Origin of the sequence: Nocardioides oceani (assembly GCF_030412965.1) — a bacterium.
Taxonomy (GTDB): Bacteria; Actinomycetota; Actinomycetes; order Propionibacteriales; family Nocardioidaceae; genus Nocardioides; species Nocardioides oceani.
In genome coordinates this window covers 35,673-60,183 of the sequence record NZ_JAUHJQ010000005.1, presented here as the reverse complement: position 1 = coordinate 60,183, position 24,511 = coordinate 35,673, and the positions used below count along the sequence as shown (strand labels likewise).

At 72.0% G+C, this 24,511-nt stretch carries 38 protein-coding genes; 37 read left to right on the top strand and 1 reads right to left on the bottom strand.

What is annotated here, in order from left to right; genetic code table 11:
- Window positions 1-254 precede the first annotated feature (254 nt).
- From QWY28_RS13390 to QWY28_RS13290, 21 genes are all read left to right on the top strand, one after another.
- Complete coding sequence (locus QWY28_RS13390; RefSeq protein ID WP_300953054.1) at window positions 255-380, top strand: hypothetical protein; 126 nt, start codon at window positions 255-257, stop codon at window positions 378-380.
- Complete coding sequence (locus QWY28_RS13385) at window positions 377-853, top strand: RusA family crossover junction endodeoxyribonuclease (RefSeq protein ID WP_300953053.1); 477 nt, start codon at window positions 377-379, stop codon at window positions 851-853. The genes QWY28_RS13390 and QWY28_RS13385 overlap by 4 nt, the downstream gene beginning before the upstream one ends.
- Complete coding sequence (locus tag QWY28_RS13380; protein WP_300953052.1) at window positions 853-1,044, top strand: hypothetical protein; 192 nt, start codon at window positions 853-855, stop codon at window positions 1,042-1,044. The genes QWY28_RS13385 and QWY28_RS13380 overlap by 1 nt, the downstream gene beginning before the upstream one ends.
- A complete protein-coding gene (locus QWY28_RS13375) occupies window positions 1,041-1,235 on the top strand; it encodes a hypothetical protein (RefSeq protein ID WP_300953051.1) in 195 nt (64 codons plus the stop codon). Before QWY28_RS13380 ends, QWY28_RS13375 begins: the two co-directional genes overlap by 4 nt.
- Window positions 1,232-1,645: a WhiB family transcriptional regulator gene (locus tag QWY28_RS13370; RefSeq protein WP_300953050.1), complete on the top strand. Its 414-nt coding sequence runs from the start codon at window positions 1,232-1,234 to the stop codon at window positions 1,643-1,645. Before QWY28_RS13375 ends, QWY28_RS13370 begins: the two co-directional genes overlap by 4 nt.
- Complete coding sequence (locus tag QWY28_RS13365; protein ID WP_300953049.1) at window positions 1,642-2,487, top strand: ParB/RepB/Spo0J family partition protein; 846 nt, start codon at window positions 1,642-1,644, stop codon at window positions 2,485-2,487. The genes QWY28_RS13370 and QWY28_RS13365 overlap by 4 nt, the downstream gene beginning before the upstream one ends.
- A complete protein-coding gene (locus QWY28_RS13360) occupies window positions 2,484-3,215 on the top strand; it encodes a hypothetical protein (RefSeq protein WP_300953048.1) in 732 nt (243 codons plus the stop codon). Before QWY28_RS13365 ends, QWY28_RS13360 begins: the two co-directional genes overlap by 4 nt.
- Window positions 3,212-3,568, top strand: coding sequence for a MerR family transcriptional regulator (locus tag QWY28_RS13355; RefSeq protein ID WP_300953047.1), 357 nt, complete (start codon window positions 3,212-3,214; stop codon window positions 3,566-3,568). Before QWY28_RS13360 ends, QWY28_RS13355 begins: the two co-directional genes overlap by 4 nt.
- Window positions 3,565-4,077 (top strand): hypothetical protein, encoded by a 513-nt coding sequence (locus QWY28_RS13350; RefSeq protein ID WP_300953046.1) that lies wholly within the window; start codon window positions 3,565-3,567, stop codon window positions 4,075-4,077. Before QWY28_RS13355 ends, QWY28_RS13350 begins: the two co-directional genes overlap by 4 nt.
- A gap of 129 nt (window positions 4,078-4,206) precedes the next feature.
- Window positions 4,207-5,874, top strand: coding sequence for a DnaB-like helicase N-terminal domain-containing protein (locus tag QWY28_RS13345; RefSeq protein ID WP_300953045.1), 1,668 nt, complete (start codon window positions 4,207-4,209; stop codon window positions 5,872-5,874).
- Window positions 5,875-6,265: 391 nt separating this feature from the next.
- Window positions 6,266-6,781, top strand: coding sequence for a hypothetical protein (locus QWY28_RS13340; protein WP_300953044.1), 516 nt, complete (start codon window positions 6,266-6,268; stop codon window positions 6,779-6,781).
- Complete coding sequence (locus QWY28_RS13335; RefSeq protein ID WP_300953043.1) at window positions 6,778-6,939, top strand: hypothetical protein; 162 nt, start codon at window positions 6,778-6,780, stop codon at window positions 6,937-6,939. Before QWY28_RS13340 ends, QWY28_RS13335 begins: the two co-directional genes overlap by 4 nt.
- A gap of 249 nt (window positions 6,940-7,188) precedes the next feature.
- Window positions 7,189-7,503 (top strand): hypothetical protein, encoded by a 315-nt coding sequence (locus QWY28_RS13330; RefSeq protein WP_300953042.1) that lies wholly within the window; start codon window positions 7,189-7,191, stop codon window positions 7,501-7,503.
- Window positions 7,500-7,922 (top strand): ASCH domain-containing protein, encoded by a 423-nt coding sequence (locus QWY28_RS13325; protein WP_300953041.1) that lies wholly within the window; start codon window positions 7,500-7,502, stop codon window positions 7,920-7,922. The genes QWY28_RS13330 and QWY28_RS13325 overlap by 4 nt, the downstream gene beginning before the upstream one ends.
- Entirely contained in the window at window positions 7,919-8,590 is a 672-nt protein-coding gene (locus QWY28_RS13320; protein WP_300953040.1) for a hypothetical protein, read from the top strand. The genes QWY28_RS13325 and QWY28_RS13320 overlap by 4 nt, the downstream gene beginning before the upstream one ends.
- Window positions 8,587-8,928 (top strand): hypothetical protein, encoded by a 342-nt coding sequence (locus QWY28_RS13315; protein ID WP_300953039.1) that lies wholly within the window; start codon window positions 8,587-8,589, stop codon window positions 8,926-8,928. Before QWY28_RS13320 ends, QWY28_RS13315 begins: the two co-directional genes overlap by 4 nt.
- Window positions 8,910-9,275, top strand: coding sequence for a hypothetical protein (locus QWY28_RS13310; RefSeq protein ID WP_300953038.1), 366 nt, complete (start codon window positions 8,910-8,912; stop codon window positions 9,273-9,275). The genes QWY28_RS13315 and QWY28_RS13310 overlap by 19 nt, the downstream gene beginning before the upstream one ends.
- Window positions 9,272-9,523, top strand: a complete 252-nt coding sequence (locus tag QWY28_RS13305) for a hypothetical protein (protein ID WP_300953037.1) — start codon at window positions 9,272-9,274, stop codon at window positions 9,521-9,523. Before QWY28_RS13310 ends, QWY28_RS13305 begins: the two co-directional genes overlap by 4 nt.
- On the top strand, window positions 9,520-11,010 hold the full coding sequence (locus tag QWY28_RS13300; RefSeq protein WP_300953036.1) for a hypothetical protein: 1,491 nt from the start codon (window positions 9,520-9,522) through the stop codon (window positions 11,008-11,010). Before QWY28_RS13305 ends, QWY28_RS13300 begins: the two co-directional genes overlap by 4 nt.
- A 104-nt stretch (window positions 11,011-11,114) precedes the next feature.
- Window positions 11,115-11,627 (top strand): ImmA/IrrE family metallo-endopeptidase, encoded by a 513-nt coding sequence (locus QWY28_RS13295; RefSeq protein WP_300953035.1) that lies wholly within the window; start codon window positions 11,115-11,117, stop codon window positions 11,625-11,627.
- Window positions 11,624-12,061 carry a hypothetical protein gene (locus QWY28_RS13290; protein ID WP_300953034.1) on the top strand — a complete coding sequence of 146 codons (438 nt, stop codon included), beginning with the start codon at window positions 11,624-11,626 and terminating at the stop codon, window positions 12,059-12,061. Before QWY28_RS13295 ends, QWY28_RS13290 begins: the two co-directional genes overlap by 4 nt.
- Window positions 12,062-12,242: 181 nt before the next feature.
- On the opposite strand, the gene QWY28_RS13285 is transcribed toward QWY28_RS13290, so the two are convergent.
- Window positions 12,243-12,467, bottom strand: coding sequence for a DUF2188 domain-containing protein (locus QWY28_RS13285; protein WP_300953033.1), 225 nt, complete (start codon window positions 12,465-12,467; stop codon window positions 12,243-12,245).
- Window positions 12,468-12,555: 88 nt separating this feature from the next.
- Between QWY28_RS13285 and terL the strand changes: the two genes are divergently transcribed.
- From terL to QWY28_RS13205, 16 genes are all read left to right on the top strand, one after another.
- Window positions 12,556-14,052: a phage terminase large subunit gene (gene terL / locus QWY28_RS13280; protein WP_300953032.1), complete on the top strand. Its 1,497-nt coding sequence runs from the start codon at window positions 12,556-12,558 to the stop codon at window positions 14,050-14,052.
- Window positions 14,053-14,128: 76 nt separating this feature from the next.
- Complete coding sequence (locus QWY28_RS13275) at window positions 14,129-15,661, top strand: hypothetical protein (protein ID WP_300953031.1); 1,533 nt, start codon at window positions 14,129-14,131, stop codon at window positions 15,659-15,661.
- A complete protein-coding gene (locus tag QWY28_RS13270; RefSeq protein ID WP_300953030.1) occupies window positions 15,661-16,722 on the top strand; it encodes a phage minor head protein in 1,062 nt (353 codons plus the stop codon). Before QWY28_RS13275 ends, QWY28_RS13270 begins: the two co-directional genes overlap by 1 nt.
- Window positions 16,723-16,981: 259 nt before the next feature.
- Window positions 16,982-17,377 carry an HNH endonuclease signature motif containing protein gene (locus QWY28_RS13265; protein ID WP_300953029.1) on the top strand — a complete coding sequence of 132 codons (396 nt, stop codon included), beginning with the start codon at window positions 16,982-16,984 and terminating at the stop codon, window positions 17,375-17,377.
- A gap of 194 nt (window positions 17,378-17,571) precedes the next feature.
- Window positions 17,572-18,825 carry a hypothetical protein gene (locus QWY28_RS13260; protein ID WP_300953028.1) on the top strand — a complete coding sequence of 418 codons (1,254 nt, stop codon included), beginning with the start codon at window positions 17,572-17,574 and terminating at the stop codon, window positions 18,823-18,825.
- A gap of 3 nt (window positions 18,826-18,828) precedes the next feature.
- On the top strand, window positions 18,829-19,221 hold the full coding sequence (locus tag QWY28_RS13255; protein ID WP_300953027.1) for a DUF2190 family protein: 393 nt from the start codon (window positions 18,829-18,831) through the stop codon (window positions 19,219-19,221).
- Between the two features lie 13 nt (window positions 19,222-19,234).
- On the top strand, window positions 19,235-20,386 hold the full coding sequence (locus tag QWY28_RS13250; protein ID WP_300953026.1) for a phage major capsid protein: 1,152 nt from the start codon (window positions 19,235-19,237) through the stop codon (window positions 20,384-20,386).
- A gap of 99 nt (window positions 20,387-20,485) precedes the next feature.
- A complete protein-coding gene (locus QWY28_RS13245) occupies window positions 20,486-20,896 on the top strand; it encodes a hypothetical protein (RefSeq protein ID WP_300953025.1) in 411 nt (136 codons plus the stop codon).
- Window positions 20,896-21,327 (top strand): DUF6093 family protein, encoded by a 432-nt coding sequence (locus QWY28_RS13240; RefSeq protein ID WP_300953024.1) that lies wholly within the window; start codon window positions 20,896-20,898, stop codon window positions 21,325-21,327. The genes QWY28_RS13245 and QWY28_RS13240 overlap by 1 nt, the downstream gene beginning before the upstream one ends.
- A 9-nt stretch (window positions 21,328-21,336) precedes the next feature.
- On the top strand, window positions 21,337-21,699 hold the full coding sequence (locus QWY28_RS13235) for an HK97-gp10 family putative phage morphogenesis protein (protein WP_300953023.1): 363 nt from the start codon (window positions 21,337-21,339) through the stop codon (window positions 21,697-21,699).
- Window positions 21,696-22,181, top strand: a complete 486-nt coding sequence (locus QWY28_RS13230; RefSeq protein ID WP_300953022.1) for a hypothetical protein — start codon at window positions 21,696-21,698, stop codon at window positions 22,179-22,181. Before QWY28_RS13235 ends, QWY28_RS13230 begins: the two co-directional genes overlap by 4 nt.
- Before the next feature lie 56 nt (window positions 22,182-22,237).
- Complete coding sequence (locus tag QWY28_RS13225) at window positions 22,238-22,609, top strand: hypothetical protein (RefSeq protein WP_300953021.1); 372 nt, start codon at window positions 22,238-22,240, stop codon at window positions 22,607-22,609.
- Window positions 22,609-22,824 (top strand): hypothetical protein, encoded by a 216-nt coding sequence (locus QWY28_RS13220; RefSeq protein ID WP_300953020.1) that lies wholly within the window; start codon window positions 22,609-22,611, stop codon window positions 22,822-22,824. The genes QWY28_RS13225 and QWY28_RS13220 overlap by 1 nt, the downstream gene beginning before the upstream one ends.
- Window positions 22,825-22,837: 13 nt before the next feature.
- Window positions 22,838-23,353 (top strand): phage tail tube protein, encoded by a 516-nt coding sequence (locus QWY28_RS13215; protein ID WP_300953019.1) that lies wholly within the window; start codon window positions 22,838-22,840, stop codon window positions 23,351-23,353.
- A 97-nt stretch (window positions 23,354-23,450) separates the two neighbouring features.
- The gene (locus tag QWY28_RS13210) at window positions 23,451-24,101 is read left to right on the top strand and encodes a hypothetical protein (protein ID WP_300953018.1); all 651 of its coding nucleotides are present in this window, start codon (window positions 23,451-23,453) and stop codon (window positions 24,099-24,101) included.
- A 167-nt stretch (window positions 24,102-24,268) separates the two neighbouring features.
- A complete protein-coding gene (locus QWY28_RS13205; RefSeq protein WP_300953017.1) occupies window positions 24,269-24,505 on the top strand; it encodes a hypothetical protein in 237 nt (78 codons plus the stop codon).
- The last annotated feature ends 6 nt before the right edge of the window (window positions 24,506-24,511 follow it).

Here is a 24,511-nt window from a genome sequence, read left to right as displayed (position 1 = left end):
GGTCTGTACCGCGATCCGAGGGCACGACGGACCCCACAAGGGCTACCGAGAGGCCACCGTCATGCACGAGTGGGCGAACGCCGCGGCGTTCGGCGACCACATCAGTCCGCCCGGAAGCACCCGAGGCGGTGAGGGCTGATGCGCGGCCTCGTCCTGGCCGCCGTCGTGGCCGACCTCCTCTGCCTCAAGGCCGGCTACCCCACCGCCGCCGACGCCCTCAACACCGCCGCCCAGCTCCTCGAGGCGGCGATCGCGTGACGTCCCTCCTCGCCTGGCTCGCCGACGTCCTCACCGGCCCCGGCTGCCCCTACCCGGCCTGCGACCACCGCGCCCGCGGCCACCGCACCCTCGCCCGTCACCTGAAGCGGAGCCACCCATGACCACCACCGCCCTGCCCGGGCGCATCGGCATCCGCGTCTACGGCACCCCGATCACCCAGGGAAGCAAGACCGCCAACCGGTTCGGCGGGGGCGTCCGCGACGACAACGCCAAGACCCTCAAGCCGTGGCGCAACCACGTCGAGGCCGTCGCGAAGGACACCTGCCGCTACCACGAGACCATCACTGGCCCCGTCCGGATCTGGGTGCGGTTCACCTTCGACCGCCCGCGTGAGCACTACGGCACCGGCCGCAACAGCGAGGTCATCAAGGAGCGCTTCCTCCACGCCCAGCCGACCTACAAGAAGGACATCGACAAGCTCCAGCGCGCCGTGTTCGACGCGCTCACCGCAGCCGCCGTCTGGGCCGACGACGGCCTGGTCGTCGACGTCCGCGCCCGCAAGTTCTACGCCCACGGCCACGAGCTCGCGCTCGACGAGGCCGGCGTCGACATCGTCATCGAGGAGATCGCCTGATGGCCACCACCATCCCCCAGGTCCGCGTCACCCGCATCGAGGCCGGCCTCGGCTTCCTCATCACCTGCAGCTGCGGCGACCGCACCATCCGCCCCGACCGCCGCGCGGCCGACGCCCACGCCGCTGACCACCAGCGGTCGCACGTCGCCCCCAGCGCCGCCCGACAGCACGAAGGGCTGGGGCTGCGATGACCATCACAGAGGCCAACCACACCGTCCGCCTGCTCCGCTTCGCCACCGGTCAGCACGCCGGCACCCCGGAGCAGATCCGCGAGTCCGTCGCCTACCTCACCGAGCGCGCCGCCAAGCCCCTCCAGCTCGCCGTCTCCATCGACGCTCACGACGTCGACGCAGCCATCGCCCGCCAGGACGGCAGCCGATGAGCACCGAACACACCGTCGCGCCGTATCCGCCCACCGACGGCACCCAGCCCTGCGCAGCCGAGGACCCCGAGCTGTTCTTCGTCAGCAGCAGCTCCATGGGGAACTACTTCCAGCTCCCCCGCGCGCTCGACGTCTGCAAGCCCTGCCCCTTCCGCCGCGCGTGCCTCGCCTACGCCCTGACCCACGACGTCTCCGGCGTCTGGGGCGGCACCACCGAGAACGAGCGGGCCCGCATCCGACGTCAGCACGGCATCGCCGCCGAGCCCGTCCACACCACCGACGCCGCCGCACGCGAGGAGGAGATCGCGCAACTCCTTCGCCGCGGCGAGACCCCCGCCGACGTCGCCCGGGCCGTCGGCGTGTCCAACCAGACCGTCAACAACTACATCCGCAGGAGCGCCGCCTCATGAGCCTCGACCAAGCCCTCGACACCGCCCTCGGAGCCGCCCCGACGGCGCCCCGCCCGGCACCTTCCACACCATCCGCGCGACCACAGCTCGTCGACGCTCTGGTGACCGACCTCCACCCCGACCCGAACAACCCCCGCGAGGACGTCGGCGACGTCACCGAGCTCGCCAAGTCCATGGCCGCCGCGGGCTTGCTCCAGCCCATCATCGCCCGCCGCGACACCGACACCGGCCGGCTCATCGTCGTCGCTGGCCACCGCCGCCTCGCGGCCGCCCAGCAGCTGAAGTGGGGCCGCGTCCCCACCGTCGTACGCCGCGACATGGCGCCCGACCGCGTCCTCGCCGCGATGCTCATCGAGAACGGACAGCGCGCCGGCCTCGACCCCGTCGAGGAAGGCCGAGCCCTCGCGAAGCTCCGCGACGACCACGGCATCTCCAGCCACGCCGAGCTCGCCCACCTCATCGGCCGCACGCAGGTCTACGTCTCCTCCCGCCTCGCGCTCCTCGCTCTCCCCACCGAGGAGCAGGAGCAACTCCGCGCCGGCCAGATGAACCTCGGCGACGCCGTACGCCGCGGCCGCGTCGCATCCGGCCGCGTCCGCCAGCCCGGTTCCACCGGCCACCCCCACCTCGGCGTCGAGCACGACCTCGCCGCCCGCGCCCGCGCACGATGCCGCCGCCTCAAGCACAAGGCCGGCGGCCGGAACTCCGTCGGCGGTGTCGCCTGCGGCGAGTGCTGGGAGTCCGTCATCCGCGCCGACGAGCGCGAGCACCTCCACCAGCAGTCCAACCACCGCGGCCGCTGCGTCTTGTGCGACACCACCCGGCAGGAGGCCCAGGCGTGACCGACCAGCCCTGGACCACCGACGCCACACCAGCCCGCGAGCACATCGCCCGCCTCCAGACAGCCGGCTGGTCGCTCCGCTCGATCGCCGCCCACGCCGGCCTCAGCGACACCCTCATCCTCAAGATTGCCGGCGGCAACACCCGCTGCCTCACCGCAGTACGCGACCGCATCGAAGCGATCGACCCCAACACCCTCCCCACCACCACCTACCGCGGCGACGACCCCCTGATCCCCCACACGGGGACCTTCCGCCGCATCCAGGCACTCCTCGTCCTCGGCTGGTCCCACCGCCACCTCGAGGACCTCACCGGCATCCAGACCGGCGCGCTCATGGCCAAGGCCCGCCCCCGCGTACGTCGCTCCACCCACGACGCCATCGCCAACGCCTACCGCCAGCTCGCCACCACACCCGGCCCCTCAGCCACCGCACGCCGCCGCGCACTCGCCCGCGGCTACGCCTCACCCGCCGCCTGGGACGACATCGACCGCGACCCCAACCCCCAGCACGGCCACGACAAGCGCGGCCGCAGCAAGACCGACATCGACCCCGTCGTCGTCGACCGGATCCTCTCCGGCGTCGACACCCACGCCACCCGAGCCGAACGCATCGAGGTAGTCCGCCGCTGGCCCACCACCGGCCGCCCCTACGCCGACCTCGAACGCCTCACCGGCTGGCGCGTCGACCGCTACCTCACCCCCGACCACGGACAGGAGACCGCAGCATGATCGGCGCCCACGAGCTCTGCGTCGTCGCCGACCTGACCTACCGCCAGGTCGACTACTGGACCCGCACCGGCCATCTCAACCCCACCGGCGACCGCTTCCCCGGATCCGGCAACACACCCCGCCTCTACGACCACCACCAGGTCGCCCTCGCCATCCAGCTCTCCCGCCTCACCAAGGCCGGCATCCCCATGCCCCGCGCCGCCCACGTCGCCCGCGAACTCCTCGACACCGGCCGCTGCGACCTCAGCCCCCACTACGTCCTCGCGCCCGTACACGAGGCCAGCCTCACCGCCCCACCCCTCCCCACCAACGTCCACCCCATCACCACCTCGACAGGAGACACCGCCGCATGAGCGACACCACCGCCCAGATCGCAGCCAAGGGCTGCAACAGCACCGGCATCACCGAGGACCTCGCCAAGCGCCTCCACGACAACCTCGGCAGGAAGGTCGTCGCAGTCGTCGAACTCGTCTCCGCCGGCCGCGCCGAGAAGCTCGACGGATCCGAGAAGGTCTCCCTCTCCATCCTCACCATCGAGCCCGCCCCCAACTCCGCCACCGAGGACCACCTCCGCGACCTCGCCCGCGCCTTCCACTACGAGCGCAAGCTCGCCGAGGACGGCCCCCAGCTCCTCGAGCCCGGCGACGGCCCCGAGCCCACCGTCAAGGACGTCCTCGCCCGCGGCAACACCATCGTCGGCACCGACGACGACGGCGAGGTCCGCCTCCTCACCGACGCTGACCTCGAGGCCGCCGAGCAGCAGCTCGCCCTTGAGGAAGCCGACGACGCCGACCCGGACGACCGGCCCGACATCCCCCGCATCGGGTCCCCGTTCGCCACCCCCAGCGACCCAGTCGCCTGAGACCGCGCCCGGGGAGTCAACGCGGCCCGCAGCGAGGCGTACCTGCTCCCCGGGCGCACCCCAGCACCACAGAACCACCCGACCACCGCACCAGCGGCCGGGAAGCACAACCCCGAGGGAACCAGCCACGTGACGCACGACGGACCACCATCCCGTCACCTCCACCCGGTCGAGCCTCCCTTCGACCCCGAGTACGACCGACCACCCACCACCGGTGGCCGCCCAGCACCCGGAGACCGAGCCGCCGAGCAGGCCGTCCTCGCAGCCCTCCTCGCCACCCCCGACCCCGACGGCGGCCACCCCGGCGAACGCCTCGCCACCATCCTCGAGACCAACGACTTCTACTGGCCCATCCACCAACGCCTCTGGGACACCTGGCACCAGCTCCACCAGCAGCACGCCGTCCCACCCGACCTCGTCACCCTCAACGCCCGCCTCGTCGCCAACCGCGACACCGACGCCGCCCGGGCGCTCGCCGACCTCATCGGCCTCCCCACCAACCCCGCCCTCGCCGAGCACCACGCCAACATCGTCCGCGACACCAGCCGCCTCCGCGTCGTCGGCGACCTCGGCCAAGGCCTCACCCAGATCGCCACCACCGGCCGCGTTGACGACATCGACCACTACCTCGGCGAAGCCCTCCAACGCCTCGACGAGACCGTCGTCCGCTTCGGGTCCCGCACCTCCATCACCACCCCCACCACCTGGTCACCCGTCGACCTCGAGCAGGTCCTCGCCGGCGAGTACCTCGACCCCCCGCCCACCATGCTCATGCGCTCCGACGGCGTGTTCCTCTTCTACGACGGCGCCGTCCACACCGTCTCCGGCGAATCCGAGTCCGGCAAGACCTGGCTCACCCTCCTCGCCGCCACCCAGCTCATGGCCGCCAGCGAGAACGTCACCTTCCTCGACTTCGAAGACCGCGCCGACCGCGTCATCGGACGCCTCCTCGCCCTCGGCGCCACCCCCGACCAGATCCGCAACCACTTCACCTACGTCCGCCCCGACCGCCCCCTCGACGACGGCGGCCGCACCCAGTTCGAACCCGCCATCACCAACGCCCGCCTCGTCGTCCTCGACGGCGTCACCGAAGCCATGACCCTCCACGGCTTCGACCTCAACTCCAACGAGGACTCCGCCCACTTCCAAGGCCTCCTCCCCCGCTGGATCGCCGACCACGGCCCCGCCGTCGTGATGATCGACCACGTCGTCAAGGACAAGGAGAAGCAAGACCGCTTCGCCCTCGGCGCCCAGCACAAGCTCGCCGGCATCGACGGCGCCGCCTACATCGTCAAGATGCTCCAGCCTTTCGGCCGCGGCAAGCGGGGACTCGCCTCCGTCCAGGTCGCCAAGGACCGCCCCGGCCACGTCCGCGGCTCCGCGTTCGGCAACAAGATCGCCGAGTTCACCCTCGATGCCACCGCCTCCGACGTCGTCCTGGTCGCCCACCTCCTTCCACCCGGCGAAGACTCCGGCCGCAAGGGCGACACCTTCGAACCGACCATCGTCATGGAACGCATCAGCCGCTACGTCCAGGCCAACCCCGGCATGTCGAAGAAGTCCGTCGAAGGCGCCATGAACGGCAAGGCCACCACCATCCGCCTCGCCCTCGAGCTCCTCGTCGCCCGCGGCTACATCCACGCCAAGGCCGAGTCCCGCGGCAAGGTCGCGCACTACCACCTCAAGCCGTTCTACGCCGACGGCGACCCCTCCCTCGACACCGTCGACGACCACACCGACGACGCCACAGACGGCCCCGCGAACACCACCTCCACCGACCCCGGAGAGGCCTCCTGATGCACCCCTCACACACCACCCCGAACCCACCTCGTCCCACCTCGTCCCGACCTCGTCCCGCCGCCGGGGACGACCTCAGCAGCCGACCTCGTCCCTCGTCCCCCTCCCTTCGGGGGGACGAGGTCGCAGAGACGTCCTGGACCCCCCCCACCAACACCACCCCCACCTCGTCCCAGGGACGACCTCACGGACGAACTCACACCCCGCCCACCGGCCACCTCCCGATCGGCTGCCGCTGATGGCCCGCCAGCCCATGCGAGACGACGACCCGATGCGTCGCTCGGGTGCGACCTGGTGCGGGGAGCACGACCGGTGGGAGTGCGCTCGGGACTCCAAGCGGTCGCGGTCCCGGTGCCACGGCATCGCGGTCCGGGGACTCGACCGGTGCCGGATGCACCTGGGGCAGTCGCGGGACCTGGCGCGGACGCAGGGTGAGGCGAACCTCGCGGCCTGGTCCGCGGAGGCGGCCGGCACGGGTGCCGCTGCGTTGGACCCGGGTCAGGTGGTGATGGACCAGCTGCGGGTGGCGGCGCTGCGGGCGGACATCTACGGGGAGCTGCTGCGGATCCAGGTCGCTGGCGAGGACGTCGACGGGCTGGTGGGTCCGACGTACGCCGTGGGGCGTGAGGGCACGAAGGTCGAGACCGGCGAGCGGGTCCGTGGGCTGGCTGGGCTGGAGGCGGAGTGGCGGGATCGGGTGGTGCGGTTCGCGAAGGCGGCGCACGACATGGGGATCGCCGAGCGGGTCGTGGAGCTGGAGCAGCAGCGTGCGGAGTTGGTGACGGGTGCGTTCTTGGCGGCGATCGATGCGCTGGGTCTGGTGCCGGGTGACAGGTCGCGGGCGATCGAGGTGTTCCTGGACCGGCTTGAGCCGGGCCGGTCGGTTGCGGGCGAGGTGGTCGCGTGACCGCCCGCTCGACCGGCCGCTGGACCATCTGGGTCATCACGACGAACCGCCGGAACATCAACGCCGCCTTCCGCACGGCGTACGGCCTCGACCGCCGACCGCCACGCCGCCGCATGCGTCGACTCCGGCTGCTGCCGCCCTCAAGGGGGTCGCGATGACGCCGACCTGTCGGTGCGCAGAGACCCACGCCCGCCACCACCACGACGACAAGCCCTGCACCGTCCGGTGCCCGGCCTGCTGCCTCGACTCCTGGCGCCACCGCGCGCCCCGCCCGACCACCACCTCGACAACCAGGAGACCTCGATGACCGCCTGCCGTCCGTCGTGCGCCTGCCAGTGCAACCAGCAGGGCTGCGGATGCCACGACCGCACCCAGCCCTACCACCCGACCCGACCGAGGAGCAGCCGATGACCGACGACATGTGCATGAACCCCATCCCGATCCCACCCGAAGCGGCCTCCGCGCGCGCCACCTGCAAGGCACTGCGCATTGGGCCACCGCGCGGCGTCTCGGACGCCGACTGCGGCACCGTCGAATCTCTCGTCGGCATCAGCCCCGACGGCTACCCGATGTACGCCAACTACTGGCGCCCTACCAAGGCCCAGCTCGAGGCGCTCGCGGCCGGTGGGTTCATCGAGCTCATCCAGTACGCGCCGCGGATGACCATGCACTCGATGACGGTGTGGGACGTCCCGGCTGTCGAGGGCGAGGACGGCCGGTGAAGGCGTTGACCGTGCAGCAGCCGTGGGCGTGGGCGATCGTCCACGGCGGCAAGGACGTCGAGAACCGCACCCAGGCGTGGTCGTACCGCGGCCCGCTCGCCATCCACGCCGGCCTGCGCACCGACGTCTGGGCGTACGAGGACGACATGGTCCGTGACGCGCTTGGCCGTTTCGATGACGGCTGGGTCCTCGAGGAGCAGACCGGGACGGTCGGTGCGGTGATCGGCGTCGTCGACCTGGTCGGCGCACACCGCGGCGCAGCCTGCGACTGCATCAGCGGGTGGGCACAGCAGGGGGCGGTGCACATGCTGCTCGCCAACCCGCGGCCGCTCCCCACCCCGGTCCCGTGCAAGGGCCGGCTCGGACTGTGGACCCCGCCGGCCGACGTCCTCGACCAGCTGCAGGCGGTGGCCAGGTGACCGACGTCCTCGCCGCCATCGACGCGACCATCGACGACTGGGAAGCCAGCCCCCACTCCTGGGTCCCCGGCGACCCGCTCCACCAGCACCCCTACCAGCGCGGCCAGGGCGAGGGGAACTGCGTCCGGCCGATGATCCAGATCATCGACGAGAACCCCTGGTACCGCGTCCGCTGCGAGCCGTGCCAGGTGTCCTGGGCCGGGCCTGGCCCGTGCTGGGTGTGCGGCACCGACCGGCCCGTGCCCGAGCGGCCGATCCTCCGCGCCCACATCCGGCCGGCGCCGGACGCTGCGGCCGCGATGCAGGCCGTGATGGCGACCGTCCGAGCTCGGCTCAACGACCGCATGACCGAGCAGCTCGCCGAACTGCAGCGCCTGGCTGCTGACCTGAGTCGTTCCGTCCCGCCTCGACCGCCGCGGCACGTGATGGACCGGTGCTTCGTGCTGCCGCAGATCGCGAACCCCGCGGCGCCAACCCGCGCCGAGCTCGCGGCCGCCGTCGACATCGGCCACCTGGTCCTCGGCCTCGACCTCGCCCGGCCGGACGTTCCGCCGGTGGTGGCCGTCGTGCGCCGCCCGCCGCTTCGCCACCGACCCGTCCGTCTGTCGATCGACGGGCACGCCTACCGCCGCCGCACCCAAGCCCGCGCACACCGGAGGAACCGATGACCCAGCAGTTCGCCGACGCCGCCCGCGTCCTCGCCGCCCACCGGTGGGACCGCACCCGCGAGTTGATCGAGTGCGAGTACGACGGCTGGTACACCAAGCGCGGCCCGGGCGCGATCGAGGCCATGGCCGGCCATCACGCCGAGGCGCTGGCCGCCGCCGGTCTGCTGACGTCGCCGGGCAGCACCCCTGAGCAGCAGGTGTGGGAGCGACGCATCCCCGGCACCGACGTCCCCCTCACCCGGGTCCACCTCGCCATCGGCCCTGACGGCCGCGCGCTGGTGCACGAGGCGGTGCTGGCGCAGCTCCTCACCGACGCCGGATGGGAGCGCGCGCAGTGACCGCCCCGTCGTCGTACGTCGACCGCGTCCGCGCGCTCGTCGGCCGCGGGCTGTCGACCGAGCTCGGCGCCGACCTGCTCCAGGCCGGGAACGTCGACGCCCTGACGCACCTCGAGGCAGCGGCTGACGCGGACCTGGCGGTGCTCAGCTCGCTCGACCACGGGCGTCGTGCTGTGGCGGCCGCGGCTGGCATCACGGCGGCCGAGCTGACGGCGTCTCTGCGGCGCGCTGCCGTGGCCGGCTGGTCGGTCGCTGAGATGTCCGGTCTCGCTGGCCTGCCTGAGGCGGAGGTCGAGCGGGCCTGCAACGGGCCGCGGCTCTGGCAGGACGAGGGGGACCAGGCATGAGGCGCCGCAGCATCTACGCCGTCCGCGCCGCCGGCTGGCAGCTGGACTACCGCCCGAACGGCTGGCTTCCCCTCGGCGTCTGCCAAGAGCGGCCGCGTCGATGGCCGTTGTGGTCGGCCGTCCCGTGGCCGACCAGCCCGCGGTGGTGGGTGCTTGACCTTGGCCGCCTCGGGGTTGCCACCGCCGGCCGGCTCACCCCGCCCGTCCCCGACACCAGCGCGACCACCACCCAGGGAGACCCAGCGTGACCGACCGCCGCCCGAAGCCCTGCCACTACGACCCCGCCACCAAGACCCGCCTCCTCGAGGACGGCGAGCCCTGCACCGCCGACCACTGCGTCGACTGCACCCGCACCCACACCGCCCCCGGCCAGCTCGTCTGCCCCGACTGCGTCGGCGCCGTCCGCACCGACCTCGAAGACATCCGCTTCCACGCACGCCACCTCCGCTGGCACGCCGCCCGCGGCAACGGCCTCACCGTCCCCTCCGCCCGCATCCCCGGCGGCGACGCCCTCGTCGCCATGGCCCGCGCCGGCGCCGGCTACGACGACCTCCACACCCGCTTCAGCACCCCCAAGAACGGCACCCGCGAGGACCTCCTCGCCGAAGACCACCCCGACGACGACGTCGTCCCCGTCCTCCTCCCCCTCCTCGGGTGGGAGCACCAGTGGCGCACCTACTTCGACCACACCCCACGCGCCACCAAGCGGTCGCCGGTCACCGCGATCACCCACTACCTCGGCGACCACCTCACCGCCATGGCCCAGGCCACCGACGGCCCCGACTGGCCGGCGTTCAGCTTCGACATGCAGGCCCTGCGCCGCCAGCTCGAGGGGATCCTCCACGACGAGCAGGAGCCGCAGCGTGGTGTGCCGTGCTTCGAGTGCGGTGAGCGGCTCGTGCGCCGGTGGGGGAAGCCGCAGCCGTGCCGGCACGCCACCCCCGGCCAGGTCGCGCTCGGTCGCATCAAGGCCGGCATCCGGGCGGCGCAGGCGCACCTCGCGACGGTCCGGTCCTACCCCGAGCTCGGGGAGCCGACGTACGCCGAGCTCCGCGCCGCCCGCCGTACCCCGACCGAGGCTGAGGAGGCCGCGGCCCGGGTCCCGTGCGACGCCTGCTCGACCAGCAAGGCCGGGCAGGGTGGCATCGAAGACCCGTCGGTCGGACAGTCCTGGGAGTGCCTGGGCTGCCGCAAGCAGTACGACCCCGGCGAGTACGCCAACGCCGTACGCCGCCACCTGCTCACCGCCGGCCCGTCCGGTGACGGGTGGACGCACATCGCGATGGCGGCAGAGGCGGCGACCACGATGACGCAGGTGCCGATCGCGCCGTCGACGGTGCGGCGCTGGATGGACCGCGGGCAGGTGCTGTCGGTGTGCCGATGGGCGGTATCGATCGACGGCGCCCGCGAGGTTCCGGAGGCGCCGGGGCCTGGTCGTGGTGGCCGGCCGGGGCACGGCGCGTTGGTGGAGGCGTTCGCGGGTCGGGTGCACGGGTCGCCGGGTTTGCGGCTGGTGTTCTGGCCGTCGGTCTCGGAGCGTGCGGCGGAGCTGGTCGCGCGGGCTGAGGCGGCCGCGGCGGAGCGGGTGCGGGAGCAGCAGCAGCGGGCGGCGTGGCGGTCGGCGGTCGAGGCCGGCGAGGACGGCGCCGCGGCCGGGCGCCGGCTGGGGATCCACCCGGCGCGGGTGGCGAGGTTCGCCGACGAGATGACCGCGGAGCAGCAGGTCAGCGCGTGATCCGGCGCGCTGTCAGCGCTCCATGCAACAATCCGGGCCATCGGGCTGTTACCACCCCATCGGGGCGACCAGCGCCGGCACGAGGCAGCGGAGGAGGCACGACCATGTCGGTCATCTACGAGACGCAGCTGTCGGCGCGATCTGCTGCGGACTCGGTGCTCCGCGACCTCTGGGACGAGGACCTCTACCCCGTCGACCCCTTCAAGATCGCCGACAAGCTCGGCGTTCGGGTCCTGTACGGCGACCTGCCCGAGGACGTCAGCGGGATGCTCCGCGCGCAGGACGGTCAGGTCACGATGTACATCGACACCGACGAGTCTGCGCGCCGCCAGCGCTTCACCGCCGCCCACGAACTCGGCCACTACGTGCAGCGTCAGCGTGCAGGCGCCGACCTGGCGAAGCTGGCGTTCATCGACCGCAGGTCCGACATGGCCCGCCGAGGCTCGGACACGCACGAGATCTACGCCAACGAGTTCGCCGCCTGCCTACTCATGCCCGCCTCCGCCGTACGCCGGCTGCACAACCAGGGCTGGCACGACTGGGAGATGGCGCGGTTCTTCGACGTTTCCCCCGCGTCCATGACGTACCGGCTTCGGAACCTCGGCCTCGAGCGGTGACCGACGGGCCGGGCGGCATGCCCGAGGGCTGGGAGCCCGACTGGGAGCACTACGACCCGGACCCGGAGGACTTCGAGGCCTGGCGCGAGGTTCAGGAACTCCTCGATCGCAGCACGGGGCTGAGCGACGCTCCGCCGACGACGCTCCCCGAGCCGAAGTCCATCGAGGACCGCATCGGCGAGCTGCGGGTGGAGGGCGGCAGTCAGGACCTCAAGCTCCGCAGGCACCTGGCGTACGGCGCGTTCATCGCCGTCGCCGTACAGCTGATGATCGCCAACGTCGCCTTCTACATCTACGGCGACGCCAAGAGCTGGGACCTCGATTCGTCCGTGATGATCGCGTGGCTGTCGGCGACCGTCATCGAGACGCTCGGGGTCGTGCTCATCATCGCTCGGAACCTCTTCCCGAACGGCGGACAGGACGAGCCGGCGTAGGCCGCGGCCACCGCCCGATCTGGACACCCATCGGGTTGGCAGTTGCGTGCCACTCGATTCTGTGTCATCTTCAACCCCAGACCTCGCGTACCCGAAACACGGTGCAGCGGGGTCCTTGCACGTACGGAGGGCGCTGACCCCGGTCGCTTCACTCGACCGGGACCAGCGCCCCCGCGCACGGTCAGCCCTTGATGTTCGGCGGGTCGTTGCCGTAGCTGTTCTTCTCGCCGATGGTGCCGTCCATCTTCCGGATCGTGTGCTCGACCTTGCGCTCCTGCGCCATGTCACGACCCTTGGACTCGGCCTCCGCCTTCGTCGAATGCGTGTTGGCCGCCCGGCTGCTGCCCTCGACCTTGTTCTTCCACTGGCCGTCCTCGTGGTACGTCGAGATGTCGCCCTTCGCCATGCTCCTCACCCCCTCCCGATGTGTTCGTGAGCCGATGGTGGCAGCCGCCGCCGACACGCGACAGCCCGTTGTCACAGGTAGGTGAGCGATGACCGCCACCGCCTACGACCTCATGGTCGAGAAGATCCGCACCCGCCTCGCCCCCGAGCTCCGCGAGAAGCCCTGGACCTCCCCCGGCGACATGGCCGTCGCACTCGACCGCTCCACCGTCCAGACCCCCGCGCTCCGCCTCATCGACGACCACCTCCGCCGCGTCGAAGCCGGCGAGATCGAGCGGCTGATCATCTCCATGCCCCCGCAGGAGGGGAAGTCCCAGCGCACCTCCCGCTGGTTCCCGCTCTGGTGCCTGCACCGCAACCCCAACCTGCGGATCGCGATCGTGTCCTACGGCCACGACATCGCCCGCCGCTGGGGCCGCGCGATCCGCGCCGACCTCCGCGCCAACCCCCAGCTCGGCCTCACCCTGTCCCAGTCCTCCCAGCGACAGGACGAGTTCGAGCTCCTCGGCTACGACGGCGGCGTCGTCTGCGTCGGCATCGACGGCGCCCTGACCTCCCGCGCCGTGGACATGCTGATCATCGACGACCCCTACAAGAACGGCCAGCAGGCCGACTCCAAGGCCTGGGCCGCGACCGTCGAAGACTTCTGGCGCTCCACCTCGCTGACCCGCCTCGGCCCCGGCGCGCCGGTCGTGATCATCCAGACCCGGTGGCGCGAAGACGACCTCGCCGGCTGGCTCGAACGCGAGGGCGACGGCTGGACCGTCCTGAACATCCCCGCCCAGGCCGACCACGACCCCGAGAAGGGCGAGACCGACGTCCTCGGCCGCGACCCCGGCGAGTACATGGAGTCCGCCCGGAAGCGGACCCCGGCCGACTGGGCGAAGAAGGCCCGCGAGGTCGGCTCCCGCGTCTGGAACGCGCTCTACCAGGGCCGGCCCGCGCCGGCCGAGGGGTCGATCTTCAAGCGCGACCGGTGGCGCGAGTACGACGTGCCGCTGTGGCTCGAGCGCGACGACGGGTCGCGGATCCTCACCGGCTATGACGACCTGCTGATCTCCTGGGACCTCACGTTCAAGAACACCGAGGGCACCGACTACGTCGCCGGCCAGGTGTGGATGCGCCGCGGCGCCGACGTGTACCTCCTCGACCAGGTCCACGGCCGCATGGACTTCCCCGAGACCTGCCGCGCGGTCCGCACGCTCGCCGCCCGGTGGCCGCAGGCGGTCCTGAAGCTCGTCGAGGACAAGGCCAACGGGCCCGCAGTCATCGCGTCGCTGCGCCGCACCGTGCCCGGCATCGTGCCGGAGGAGCCGCAGGGCGGGAAGGAAGCCCGCGCGGCCGCCGTGTCTCCGCTGCAGGAGGCCGGGAACGTGTGGCTGCCCTCACCGGAGATGGCGCCGTGGGTCGGCGGGTTCATCGACGAGGCGGCCGGGTTCCCCACCGCGGCGCACGACGACCAGGTCGACGCCATGTCGCAGGCGCTGAACCGGCTGATCCTGCAGCCCTTGATCGACGGCGGTCTGTCCTCGCCCGAGGAGTACGACGTCATCGACGCCCGCGGCTACTACAGCTCTCCCGTCTGACCCGGGTTACTTCCGCGGGCAAACCTTGCCCTCTCCGGCCGAGACGGCCTGATCTTGACCTGCGAGGAGGTGCGCCATGCCGGACTGGGTGATCGCCGAGACCGCCGACGACGCAGCCCCCGCCGGGCCCCCCGTCGAAGAGCAGCTCGCCGCCGAGCAGCAGATGGTCGCGCTCCTCAAGGAGTCCTACGCCGACCTCGAGGCGCTCTACCGCGAGGACATCGGCTGGCAGCGCATCGGCGCCGAACAGGCCCGCTTCACCCCTGAGGGCCGCAAGCGGATCGCCGCGCTCGCCGACCTCTCCGCCACCGGCAACGCGCTGATCAAGCGCGGCGTGAACCTCCGCATCGCCTACATCTGGGGCCAGGGCGTCGACGTCACCATCCGCGACGACGGCGCCACCGGCCAGGACGTCAACGCCGTGTGGCGCACCTTCTGGGAGGACCGCACCAACCGCCGCGCGTTCACCTCCTCCGAGGCCCAGGCCCGGTACGAGCGCCGCCTCGCCACCGGCGGCGAGCAGTTCTGGGCGCTCCCCACCGACCCGGCCACCGGCCGCGTGTGGATCCGCCCCATCCCGTCCCACGAGATCGTCGAGCGGATCTGCGACCCCGAGGACGCCGGCCAGGTGTGGCTCTACAAGCGGGTCTGGAACGCCATCTCCGTCGACCGCGAGGGCCGCCGCACCACCAAGCCGCAGACGACGTACTACCCCGAACTCGGGTTCTACCCGCGCTCCCGGCCGAAGACCTACCAGGGCGACCCGATCCGCTGGGACGCCCCGATGCGGCCCGTCACCGTGAACACCCCGACCGACGACTGGCGCGGCCTCGGCGACGTCCTCGCCGCGCTGCCCTGGTCGCGGATGGACAAGGAGTTCCTCGAGGACCTCGCCGTCTACATGCGGGCGCTGACCCGGATCCTCGGCCAGGCCACCGCGAAGAAGAGCCCCGCGCGCGCGGCCGCCGCCGACGCGATCGCCGCGGCCGGCCCGGGCGGCTGGGCCGTCACCGACCCCGGCACGTCGCTGCAGCTGGTGTCGAAGTCCGGCGCGCAGATCGACGCCGACTCCCACAAGCCGTTCGCCACGATGGTCGCCTCCGCGCTCGAGGTGCCGCTCACCATGCTGCTCGGCGACCCGGGCGTCACCGGCGCCCGCGCGACCGCCGAGACCCTCGACCAGCCCACCGAGCTGATGGCCCGGCTGCGGCAGGAAGTCCACGCCGAGCTGTTCCGCGACATCGCGGACTACGTCATCGACCAGGCCGTGATCGCACCCCGCGGCCCGCTCCGCGGCGCGGTGAGGCCCGACGGTGACCGGCTCGTGGTGACGCTGCCGGAGGGCGACGACCGCACGGTGCAGGTCGCGTGGCCGGAGTTCGACTCCACCCCGCTGAAGGACTTCGTCGACGCGGTCGCGGCGGCCGAGGATCTGCCGCCGCTGGAGCGGTTCAAGCTGTACGCGAAGGCGTTCAAGCTGGAGAACGTCGAGGACCTCGTCGAGAAGCTGACCGACGGCGACGGGAACTGGCTGGGCTGGGACGAGACCGCCGGGGACGTGCTGGTGCAGCGCGCGCGCCGCGGCGACGAGCCGACGGACCAGGCCTGATGGCCGTCACCGCGGAGACCCTCCGCATCCAGCAGCGGCTGAACCAGGCGATCAACCGCATCGTCGACGCCCAGACCCGCGACCTCGTCCGCGCCTGGGTCGACGCCTGGACAGAACTGGAGCCCGACCTCACCGCCGCGCTCCTCGAGCAGCTCACCGCCGGCGACCGCGTCACGCGCGCCCAGCTGCTCCGCTCCACCCGACTCCGCAAGGCCCTCACCGCCGTCGCCGACCACCTCGAGACGCTCGTCGCCGCCGCCGGCGTACGGATGACCGCCGACCTCCGCGACGTCATCGACCTCGCCGGCGCCGCCCAGGCCTCCGTCATCGACTCCCAGCTCCCCGCCGGCAGCGACCTCCTTGACGACCTCGAGTCCTGGTCCCGCGTCGACGACCGCCAGCTCGCCGCCATCGTGCGCCGCTCCACCGAGCAGATCACCGCCCGCACCCGCCCCATCCCCGCCGAGCAGTACCAGCTGCTGCGCCGCGAGCTGATCCGCGGCGTCGCCGCCGGCACGAACCCCCGCGCGACCGCGGCGCGGATCGTCCGCCGGTCCGAGAAGCGGTTCAACGGCGGCCTGTCCCGCGCGCTGACGATCGCCCGGACCGAGACCCTCGACGCGCACCGCGAAGGCGCCCGCCTCGGCCGGATGGAGCACGCCGACGTGCTCCGCGGCTGGCAGTGGGTCTCTGCGCTCGACGTCCGCACCTGCCCGTCGTGCTGGGCGAAGCACGGCAGCGTCCACCCGATCGACGTGTTCGGGCCCGACGACCACCAGCAAGGCCGCTGCACGGCGCTGCCGCTGGTGAAGCCGTGGGCCGACCTCGGCCTCGACGTCGAGGAGCCGCCGTCGCTGGTGCCGGACGCCGGCGACCGGTTCGCGCAGCTCAGCGCCGCCGCGCAGCGGACCGTGCTCGGCCCGGCCCGCTACGACGCCTGGACCGCCGGCGGCTACCCGATGGACGGGTGGACGCAGCGACGTACGACCGACGGGTGGCGCGACTCCTGGGGTGTCTCCCCCGTGCCCGCGCGATCTCGGACGTCCGCGCCTGCTGCGTGAGAAGATGAAAGGACCCCGGCGGGTGCTGGTAACACCCCCGGGGCATGGCCAACCTGGATGAGAGGTCGACATGGCTGATCGTACGTGCGTCGTCGCTGGATGTGGGCGCCGAGAGCAACTTCGTCGCGGGTTCTGCAACCTGCACTACAAGGCGTTCCGAACCTACGGCGACCCCCTAGGAGTCGCTCCCGCGCCGCGACGCGACTGCTCGGTGCCGGGCTGCATCAAGGTCGGCCAACTCCGCCAGGGACTGTGCGTCATGCACTACCGCCGCTGGAAGCGAAACGGCACCGTCGGGCAGGCGGGAAGCATGCGCGTCATCGGCGACGACCTCACCCGCTTCTGGTCCTACGTCGACAAGGACGGGCCGCTGCCGAGTCGAGCTGAGCAGCTCGGTCAGTGCTGGCTCTGGACTGGCGCACGCGTTCCCAAGGGCTACGGCACCGCGCGAGTCCAGGGCCGGACCGTCGGCGCACATCAGTGGGCCTACTCGATCTTCGTAGGCCCGGTGCCTTCCGGGCTCGAACTGGACCACCTCTGCCGGAACACCGCCTGCGTCCGGCCCAGCCACCTCGAAGCCGTGACGACTGGCGAGAACGTCAGGAGACGGAACCTCGCGCTGGCCGGGAAGCCCTGGCTCGACATCGCGTCCTGATCTACAACGGCGGCCTATCCGCCGGGTTCGGCGCAGGTTCGTAGCGAACCGCCCCGCATCGTCCGCACTCCGACGTCATGTCGAGAGTGCGTCGTCGCATGCCGATCTCAGTCAGCACCCACACGTGCTCGACGCAGTCCGCGTCGTCGTCCGCACCCACCCGCGAACCGTACGCCCGACCGGGAGGTCCCGTCATGCTCCGACCGAAGTCGCTCGCCCTCCGCGAGGACGCCGCGGTCAAGCCGCTCCACGAGCGCGGCCGCCTCCTCGAGGCCACCACCACCGCCGGCGCCATCCGCCGACCCGTCCAGATCATCACCCCCGGATGGGGCTCCTCCGGCTACTACTCCGCCGAGGTCCTCGAGCGCGCCGCGACCGACAAGATCATCCCGGCCGGCACCCACATGTACCTCAACCACGCCTCCGAGTCCGAGCGGCAGGACCGACCCGAGCGCGACGTCGAGAAGATCGCCGCCGTCCTGGCCGAGGACGCCCGCTGGGACGGCACCCGGCTCATCGCCGAAGCCGAGATCGTCGGCCCGCACGCCGAGCTGATCGAGGCCCTCGCCCCCTACATCGGTGTCTCCATCTCCGGGTCGGCCACCGACATCACGATCGGCGAGGCCGAGGGCCGCACCGGGCCGATCATCGAGGGCCTCGCCCATGTCGAGTCCGTCGACTTCGTCACCCACGCCGGCCGCGGCGGCATGGTCCTCCTCGAGTCCGCCCGCCCCTCGCTGGTCAACGCCCGCGCGGTCGGCCACGGCGTCGCGGAGTCCACCGCGAACGAGACCCGCGAGCAGCTGCAGCAGGCGCTCCGCGACCTCCTCGGCGGCGAGAAGTCCTGGGTCTGGGTCCGCGACTTCGACGACACCACCGTCTGGTTCGAGCACGAGACCCCCGACGAGACCGGCACCTACGCGCTGACCTACCAGGTCGCCGAGGACGGCGCCGTGACGCTCTCCGGCAGCCCCGTCGAGGTCCGCGCCACCACCACCTACGTTCCGGTCGCCCGACCGGACAGCACCACCCCCACCGCAACCCAGGAGTCCAGGGAGGACACCGTGGAGATCACCGACGAGGAGTACCAGCTGCTCCAGAAGCGGGCCGGTCGGGCGGACGAGCTCGAGGCCGCTGAGGCCGAGCGCAGCCGCCACGACGCCGCACGCCAGGTCATCGGCGAGCGCGCCGCCGAGGCCAAGGTCGAGTTCACCGCCCTCGAGAAGCGCGGCCTCCTGGCCGACCTGCCGCTCACCGAGGCCGGCGAGCTCGACACCGCCGCGTTCGCCACCGCCGTCGACGACGCCGCCAAGGCCGTCGCCGAGCGCGGCACCACCGGCCGCACCGGACCCGTCGGGTTCGGCGCGTCCGCCGACGACACCCCGGTCGAGGAGTCCGCCCCGACCAAGACCCCGTGGGGCCGCCCCCTCACGGTGAAGGGAGCCTGACCGATGTCCACCAACGAGAAGTTCCGCCCCGGCGACAAGGTCTCCCTCCCGGTCCCCGCCGGGACGAAGGCCGGCGCGCCGCTCCGCATCGGCGGCCTCAACGCCGTCGCGCAGACCGACCGCGCCAAGGTCGACGTCTCCCCCACCAACGCCGACGGCACCGTGAACACGTCGTACAACTACGGCGGCGGCAACCCCACCGGCAACGCCTCCTGCTGGCTCGACGGCGCCCACGAGTTCGAGGTCGACTTCGCCGTCAGCGGCATCGGCGACCCGATCTACATCACCTCGGGCAACGCGCTGACCGGCACCGCGACCGGCAACAGCCTCTTCGGCCACGCCCTCACCACGAAGGGCGCGCCCAGCGGGCCCCTGACCGTTCGCCTCGCGAACTGATCGGAGCACGATCATGACCATCGAGCTGCTCACCGGATCGGCCGCCGAGTCGGCCGCGTCCGACGCCGACTTCTCCGGCACCGTCAACCCCCGCGCGCTGCGGATCGGCGAGAGCCTGTCCACCCGCGCGGTCAACATGCTCGGCGAGGCGTTCCAGAACCAGTGGGGCGCCGACGTCCGGCTCGCCGAGGCGTTCTCCACCAGCGACTTCAAGCTGGCCGCCACCGCCGAGCTCGACAAGGAGATGCTCGCCCAGTACGACGAGCTGCCCTCCACGTGGGACCAGTACACCGACACCACCACCGTGCGGGACTTCCGCCCCAAGCGGCTCCAGTCGCGGTGGCGCTCCACCATCGGCATGGCCAGGGTGCCCGAGCTCACCGAGTACCCCGCCGACGACCGCCGCGGCGCCAGCGAGTACGCGATCCAGGTCGCCAAGTACGGTCGCCGGTTCGCCATCTCCTGGGAGGCGTGGCTGAACAACGAGGCCATCGGCGAGCTCGAGGACCTCCCGGGCGAGCTGGCCCGCCAGGCCCGCGAGACCGAGATGATCGCGGCCGTGTCGAACCTGCTGCTGGTCGACCCCGCCACGAACACCGCCTCGGACGTCAACACGGCGTTCTTCAAGACCGCCAACGGCAACGCCCCCACCGCGCTGCCGCTGACCCGGGCGAACCTCAAGACCGTCCTGGACGGCATGGCGGTCAAGAAGGACCCGAACAGCAAGCGGGTCATCGCCCGGCCCGACGTGGTCGTGGTGATCCCGAAGGCGCTGGAGTCCCAGATGCTCTCGATCATCCGACCGATCGAGGTCCGCACCACGGTCGACGGCGTCGAGGTCATCGAGGGCAACGAGCTGTCCGGCGTCTCGTACGTCGTGGAGCCGATGCTCGACTTCGTCAACACCAACTCGAAGGCCGCGACGACCTGGTTCGTGGTCCCGAAGCCGCGCAGCACCCGGCCCGCCCTGTGGGTCGCGAAGCTCGCCGGCCACGAGCAGCCCGACCTCCGCGTGAAGGCCGACACCGGCCAGCGGGTCGGCGGCGGGGAGATCTCCGCGCTCGAGGGGTCGTTCGAGATCGACGACATCCAGTACCGCGGCCGGCACATCGTGGGCAACCAGCAGGGCGACGCCCTGTTCACCTACGTCTCCCGCGGCGCCTGATAGCACGACCGGCCCTCTCGGGTCGTCTCCGGGTGGCCGGCGTGGTGATCCCGCGCCGGCCACTCGGCCACCAGCCCCATCCAGCGTGAGGAGCCTGTCGTGCCGATCATCGTCAACGGCGTCGACGTCGAGCCGCAGCTCCGCATCCTCCGCTCCCTGATCAACGACCCGGTCCGCGACGACACAGACGAGCAGCTGTTCGACAACGTCGAGCTCCTCGACTTCCTCGCCCTTGAGGGGCAGGACGTGAAGCGCGCGGCCGCGCAGGTCCTCGACACGGTCGCGGACAACGAGGTCCTGGTCGGGAAGGCGATCCGCACGCAGGACCTCCAGACCGACGGCGCGAAGGTCGCCGACAGCCTGCGGAAGCGCGCCACGACGCTGCGCGCCCAGGCTGACAAGGCCGACGACGACGCCGACGGCGGCTCCTTCCAGATCGTCAACCCCGTCCGCAGCCCCCGCCGCGCGCCGGAGCTGACCCAGCACCGCCCCACTCGCTGGCCCTGCTGATGCCGCGCCGCCTCCACACCGGCCGCCCCGGCACCCGCGCCCTGCCCGCCGGTTGGGCAGCCGCCCAGCAGCCCGTCGTCGAGACCACGATGCTCGACGCTACCGTCGCCCTTCGCGAGCCCGGAACCACTCAGGACTGGTCCGAGGCCGATCAAGAGAACGTGGCCACGGCCAAGCCGGCGTACTGGACCGGCGGCGCCCGCATCCAGGCCCTCGCCGCCGGCCGCACCGTTGTCACAGCCGACGACCCCGAGGCCACCGCGGATTACCTCATCAGCGTCTCGGCCGCCGTCGCGCCCATCGAGACGCACCTGCTGACCGTCACCGCGTCCAGCGATCCCGCGCTGACCGGCCGCACCTTCACCGTCGACCAGGTTGTCCGCGGCTCGCACCGCTTCGAGCGCGACCTGTTCTGCACCCTCGCCACGTAGGAGGCCGCCATGGGCGTCGAGCTCGACACCTCCGAGGTCCGCGCACTCGGCGCCCGGATCCAGTCTGCTGGCGGCGAGATCGGACCCCGGGCCAACGCCGTGCTGCGGCGTACGGCGCACGCCATCGAGGCCGACGCCAAGCAGCTCGCCCCCGTCGACACCGGCGCGCTCCGCTCGTCGATCTCGACCTCGATCGCTGGCGGCGGCGCGTTCATGACCGCGGAGGTTGGCCCCACCGTGGAGTACGGCGTTTACCAGGAGTACGGCACCTCCGAGCAGTCCGGCACCCCGTTCATGGGGCCCGCGTTCGACCGCCACGCTCCCGGCTTCTCCGAAGCCCTCGCTCGCATCGCCGAGCAGGCCATCTCGTGACCCGCATCCGCCGCCGCGACCTCCTCGCCGCCGTGGCCGAGCGCGCCACCGTCATCACTCACGCCACCGGCTACGTCGGCAAGATCAGCGCCGCCACCGGCCTCCCCGGCGTCGACACCCCCGAGGACCCGCCCACGAAGGACGACGGCACCGGCCGCGTCCGCCCGTACTTCGTCCTGTTTCCCGGGATCGGCCGCCCCGGCGACGAGCAGGCTATCGATGACGTCCTCTTCGACCTCGCCTGGCCGCTGCAGGTCACCGCGGCCGCCGGCGACACCGACGACCTGCTCGCGCTCGTGGACCGCATCGACGCAGCGCTCCACCGGTGGGCGCCCGGATTCCTGGCTGGCGCTGACGGGGTCGTGGTCGCTGGCCCGCTGCGGATCCCGGACGGCTACGTCCCGCCGGTGCTGACCGACCGCACGGTCCGGCCGGAGCGGGTCTACACGCCGCTGCAGTACCAGCTCACCGCTCACACCTGACGTCCGCCGTCCTTGCCGCCGGCGGCCGACCACCTCGACACCGCCCGGAGGCGCACATGCACGTCCACTTCACGTCCCACGACACCGGCGAGACCCGGCTCGAGCTCAACGGCGTGGACATCACCGGCTCGGTACTCGCCAAGGGCTTTTCCATCACGGACGACGGCTCTGGCAGGCCCGTCGTGTCGCTCGTGCTGCGTCCCGACTCGCTCACGGTTGAGGGCGAGGCCCTCGTCGAGGCTGCCCGCCAACAGCGCGAAGAACTGCGGGCGACGGTCGCCTCAACCACTGCAGGCCTGGCCGAGATCGACACCGCCCTTGAGGTCCTGCAGGCAGCCATCGCCGCGCTCCCCCGCCACGTCGCCGGCCACGTCGCCGGCCCGATCGACGACGAAACCACTCCGCCCGCTGCACCCGAGGAGTCCTGATGGGCCAGTTCGTGAACGTCTACCACCGCGAGACCGGCGAGAAGTACCGCGTCCCCGCGCACTGGATGGACCACCCCACCCTCTCCAAACCGTTCCGGAAGACGCCCAAGCAGCGCGCCGCCGACGCCGAGAGCGCCACCCCGATCACCGACGTCGTGACCGCGGCGTCGGCCAACCCCACCAGCACCACCGAGACCCCGGCCGCCGGGGACTGAAGGAGACATCGACATGCCCAAGTCGCTGGCCGACGGCCACCTCAAGTTCACGATCCTCACCACCAAGCCGGCCAACCCCGCCGCGCCCACTGTGACCGAGCTCAACGCCGGCACGGCCATCGACGCCTCGTGCTCGGTGCTCGCGTCCGACTTCACGTTCTCCGCCGCGGATTCGGACAAGGTCAACGAGAAGGCGCTGTGCACGACGAACAACGCCAACGCGATCGGCGCCGACAACTTCACCGCGGGCGCGACCTTCTTCCGCTACTTCGACGAGGCCGGCGCGGTGGACCTCACCGAGGACGAGGCCTTCCAGGCCGTCAAGGAGAAGGGCACGACCGTCTGGGGCTACCTCCGCGAGGACGGGAAGCTCTCGACCGCCGCGTGGGCCGCCGGGGACGAGTTCCTCGGCATGGAGCTGCTGACCGACCGGTCCCAGCGCGCGCAGAACGCTGGTGGCTACATCAAGCGCCGCGTCCCGTTCGAGCCGCAGGCCGGCTGGGACGGCGTCGTCGCCGCCGCTGCCTGACCGGCACCCCTGGACGGGGTGGCGGGCGTACGTCGAGGTCGCCCGCCACCCTCCGGCACCACCCACCTCGACACCAACCTCGACAGGAGCACTTCCCATGGGCGGAACAGTCCCCAGCACGAACGACAACGTGTCGCTCAACGACACCACACCGGAGCAGGCGCCACCCGCCGCGGCGTACGACGGCGCCCAGCACACCGCCGCCGTCTCCGCCCGCCAGCTCACCATCGACGAAGTCCTGAACTCCGCCCGCCTGCCCGAGAAGCGCGCCGAGATCTGCCTCCGCGCAGACCTCCAGGCGCAGTACGACGTCCTCGCGGCCGAGCTCGCCACCCTCGTCACCGCCGACGGCGAGGTCATCGTTGACGACGAAGCCGCCGCCGGAGAGGTCACCGCCGCGGCCCGGGCCCGCGAGCTCGACGACAACCTCGCGAGCATCCGCGCCGAGATGGAGGACTCGATGTGGCGGCCGCTGTTCCGCGGCCTGTCCTCCGAGGACCTCGCGGTCTTCAACAAGGAGCACCGCCCGGCCGACCCCACCGCGGACATGACGGACTACAACACCCGTCTCATCGCCGCGACCATGACCGAGCCGACCGCGACCGTCGACGAGGTCCAGGCGCTCCGCCGCACGCTCGGGTCCCTCGCGATGATCAAGCTCGTCCGCACCGCCTCCGAGGTCTGTGTCCAGGGCGGCGTTGACGTCCCAAAATCGTCGAGGCTCTCTCTTCGCCCGCAGGAGCAGTAGCCCGGTCCCAGATCGCGGCGGCCCGCACGCTCAGCGTCGCCCCGACCATCTACGTCGGGCTGCGGCTCCCGGCCACCACCTACCTCTACGAGGACCCCGACCACCCGGACCGGGTCACGCGCACCATCCCCGCGCCGCCTTTCACCCCCGAGGACCGCGCGCTGTTCATGGCCCTCGCCGCCTACGAGGGGCAGCTGTGCCCCGGCTGCCGCCAGCCGATCGCGCTGGCCTGGCACTCCGACATGGACGGCTACTACGACGCCGAGTCCTACGTCTGCCACGCCTGCACCGCCCGCAGCGACAGCGACGAGAAGACCCGGTGGGTCATCGCCCACCACACCCGGGACCTCGACGCGAACCCCGTGCCGCCGTTCGTGCTGGGCGTCACCACCACCAGCGACTGACCCCGT

Bases quoted from the DNA above. Each gene is read 5' to 3' on its own strand.
- QWY28_RS13385 (WP_300953053.1), top strand. From the start codon at position 377: ATGACCACCACCGCCCTGCCCGGGCGCATCGGCATCCGCGTCTACGGC.
- QWY28_RS13380 (WP_300953052.1), top strand. From the start codon at position 853: ATGGCCACCACCATCCCCCAGGTCCGCGTCACCCGCATCGAGGCCGGC.
- QWY28_RS13375 (WP_300953051.1), top strand. From the start codon at position 1,041: ATGACCATCACAGAGGCCAACCACACCGTCCGCCTGCTCCGCTTCGCC.
- QWY28_RS13370 (WP_300953050.1), top strand. From the start codon at position 1,232: ATGAGCACCGAACACACCGTCGCGCCGTATCCGCCCACCGACGGCACC.
- QWY28_RS13365 (WP_300953049.1), top strand. From the start codon at position 1,642: ATGAGCCTCGACCAAGCCCTCGACACCGCCCTCGGAGCCGCCCCGACG.
- QWY28_RS13355 (WP_300953047.1), top strand. From the start codon at position 3,212: ATGATCGGCGCCCACGAGCTCTGCGTCGTCGCCGACCTGACCTACCGC.
- QWY28_RS13350 (WP_300953046.1), top strand. From the start codon at position 3,565: ATGAGCGACACCACCGCCCAGATCGCAGCCAAGGGCTGCAACAGCACC.
- QWY28_RS13340 (WP_300953044.1), top strand. From the start codon at position 6,266: ATGCACCTGGGGCAGTCGCGGGACCTGGCGCGGACGCAGGGTGAGGCG.
- QWY28_RS13330 (WP_300953042.1), top strand. From the start codon at position 7,189: ATGACCGACGACATGTGCATGAACCCCATCCCGATCCCACCCGAAGCG.
- QWY28_RS13315 (WP_300953039.1), top strand. From the start codon at position 8,587: ATGACCCAGCAGTTCGCCGACGCCGCCCGCGTCCTCGCCGCCCACCGG.
- QWY28_RS13310 (WP_300953038.1), top strand. From the start codon at position 8,910: ATGGGAGCGCGCGCAGTGACCGCCCCGTCGTCGTACGTCGACCGCGTC.
- QWY28_RS13305 (WP_300953037.1), top strand. From the start codon at position 9,272: ATGAGGCGCCGCAGCATCTACGCCGTCCGCGCCGCCGGCTGGCAGCTG.
- QWY28_RS13295 (WP_300953035.1), top strand. From the start codon at position 11,115: ATGTCGGTCATCTACGAGACGCAGCTGTCGGCGCGATCTGCTGCGGAC.
- QWY28_RS13285 (WP_300953033.1), bottom strand. From the start codon at position 12,467: ATGGCGAAGGGCGACATCTCGACGTACCACGAGGACGGCCAGTGGAAG.
- terL (WP_300953032.1), top strand. From the start codon at position 12,556: ATGACCGCCACCGCCTACGACCTCATGGTCGAGAAGATCCGCACCCGC.
- QWY28_RS13275 (WP_300953031.1), top strand. From the start codon at position 14,129: ATGCCGGACTGGGTGATCGCCGAGACCGCCGACGACGCAGCCCCCGCC.
- QWY28_RS13270 (WP_300953030.1), top strand. From the start codon at position 15,661: ATGGCCGTCACCGCGGAGACCCTCCGCATCCAGCAGCGGCTGAACCAG.
- QWY28_RS13265 (WP_300953029.1), top strand. From the start codon at position 16,982: ATGCACTACCGCCGCTGGAAGCGAAACGGCACCGTCGGGCAGGCGGGA.
- QWY28_RS13260 (WP_300953028.1), top strand. From the start codon at position 17,572: ATGCTCCGACCGAAGTCGCTCGCCCTCCGCGAGGACGCCGCGGTCAAG.
- QWY28_RS13255 (WP_300953027.1), top strand. From the start codon at position 18,829: ATGTCCACCAACGAGAAGTTCCGCCCCGGCGACAAGGTCTCCCTCCCG.
- QWY28_RS13250 (WP_300953026.1), top strand. From the start codon at position 19,235: ATGACCATCGAGCTGCTCACCGGATCGGCCGCCGAGTCGGCCGCGTCC.
- QWY28_RS13240 (WP_300953024.1), top strand. From the start codon at position 20,896: ATGCCGCGCCGCCTCCACACCGGCCGCCCCGGCACCCGCGCCCTGCCC.
- QWY28_RS13235 (WP_300953023.1), top strand. From the start codon at position 21,337: ATGGGCGTCGAGCTCGACACCTCCGAGGTCCGCGCACTCGGCGCCCGG.
- QWY28_RS13225 (WP_300953021.1), top strand. From the start codon at position 22,238: ATGCACGTCCACTTCACGTCCCACGACACCGGCGAGACCCGGCTCGAG.
- QWY28_RS13220 (WP_300953020.1), top strand. From the start codon at position 22,609: ATGGGCCAGTTCGTGAACGTCTACCACCGCGAGACCGGCGAGAAGTAC.
- QWY28_RS13215 (WP_300953019.1), top strand. From the start codon at position 22,838: ATGCCCAAGTCGCTGGCCGACGGCCACCTCAAGTTCACGATCCTCACC.
- QWY28_RS13210 (WP_300953018.1), top strand. From the start codon at position 23,451: ATGGGCGGAACAGTCCCCAGCACGAACGACAACGTGTCGCTCAACGAC.
- QWY28_RS13205 (WP_300953017.1), top strand. From the start codon at position 24,269: ATGGCCCTCGCCGCCTACGAGGGGCAGCTGTGCCCCGGCTGCCGCCAG.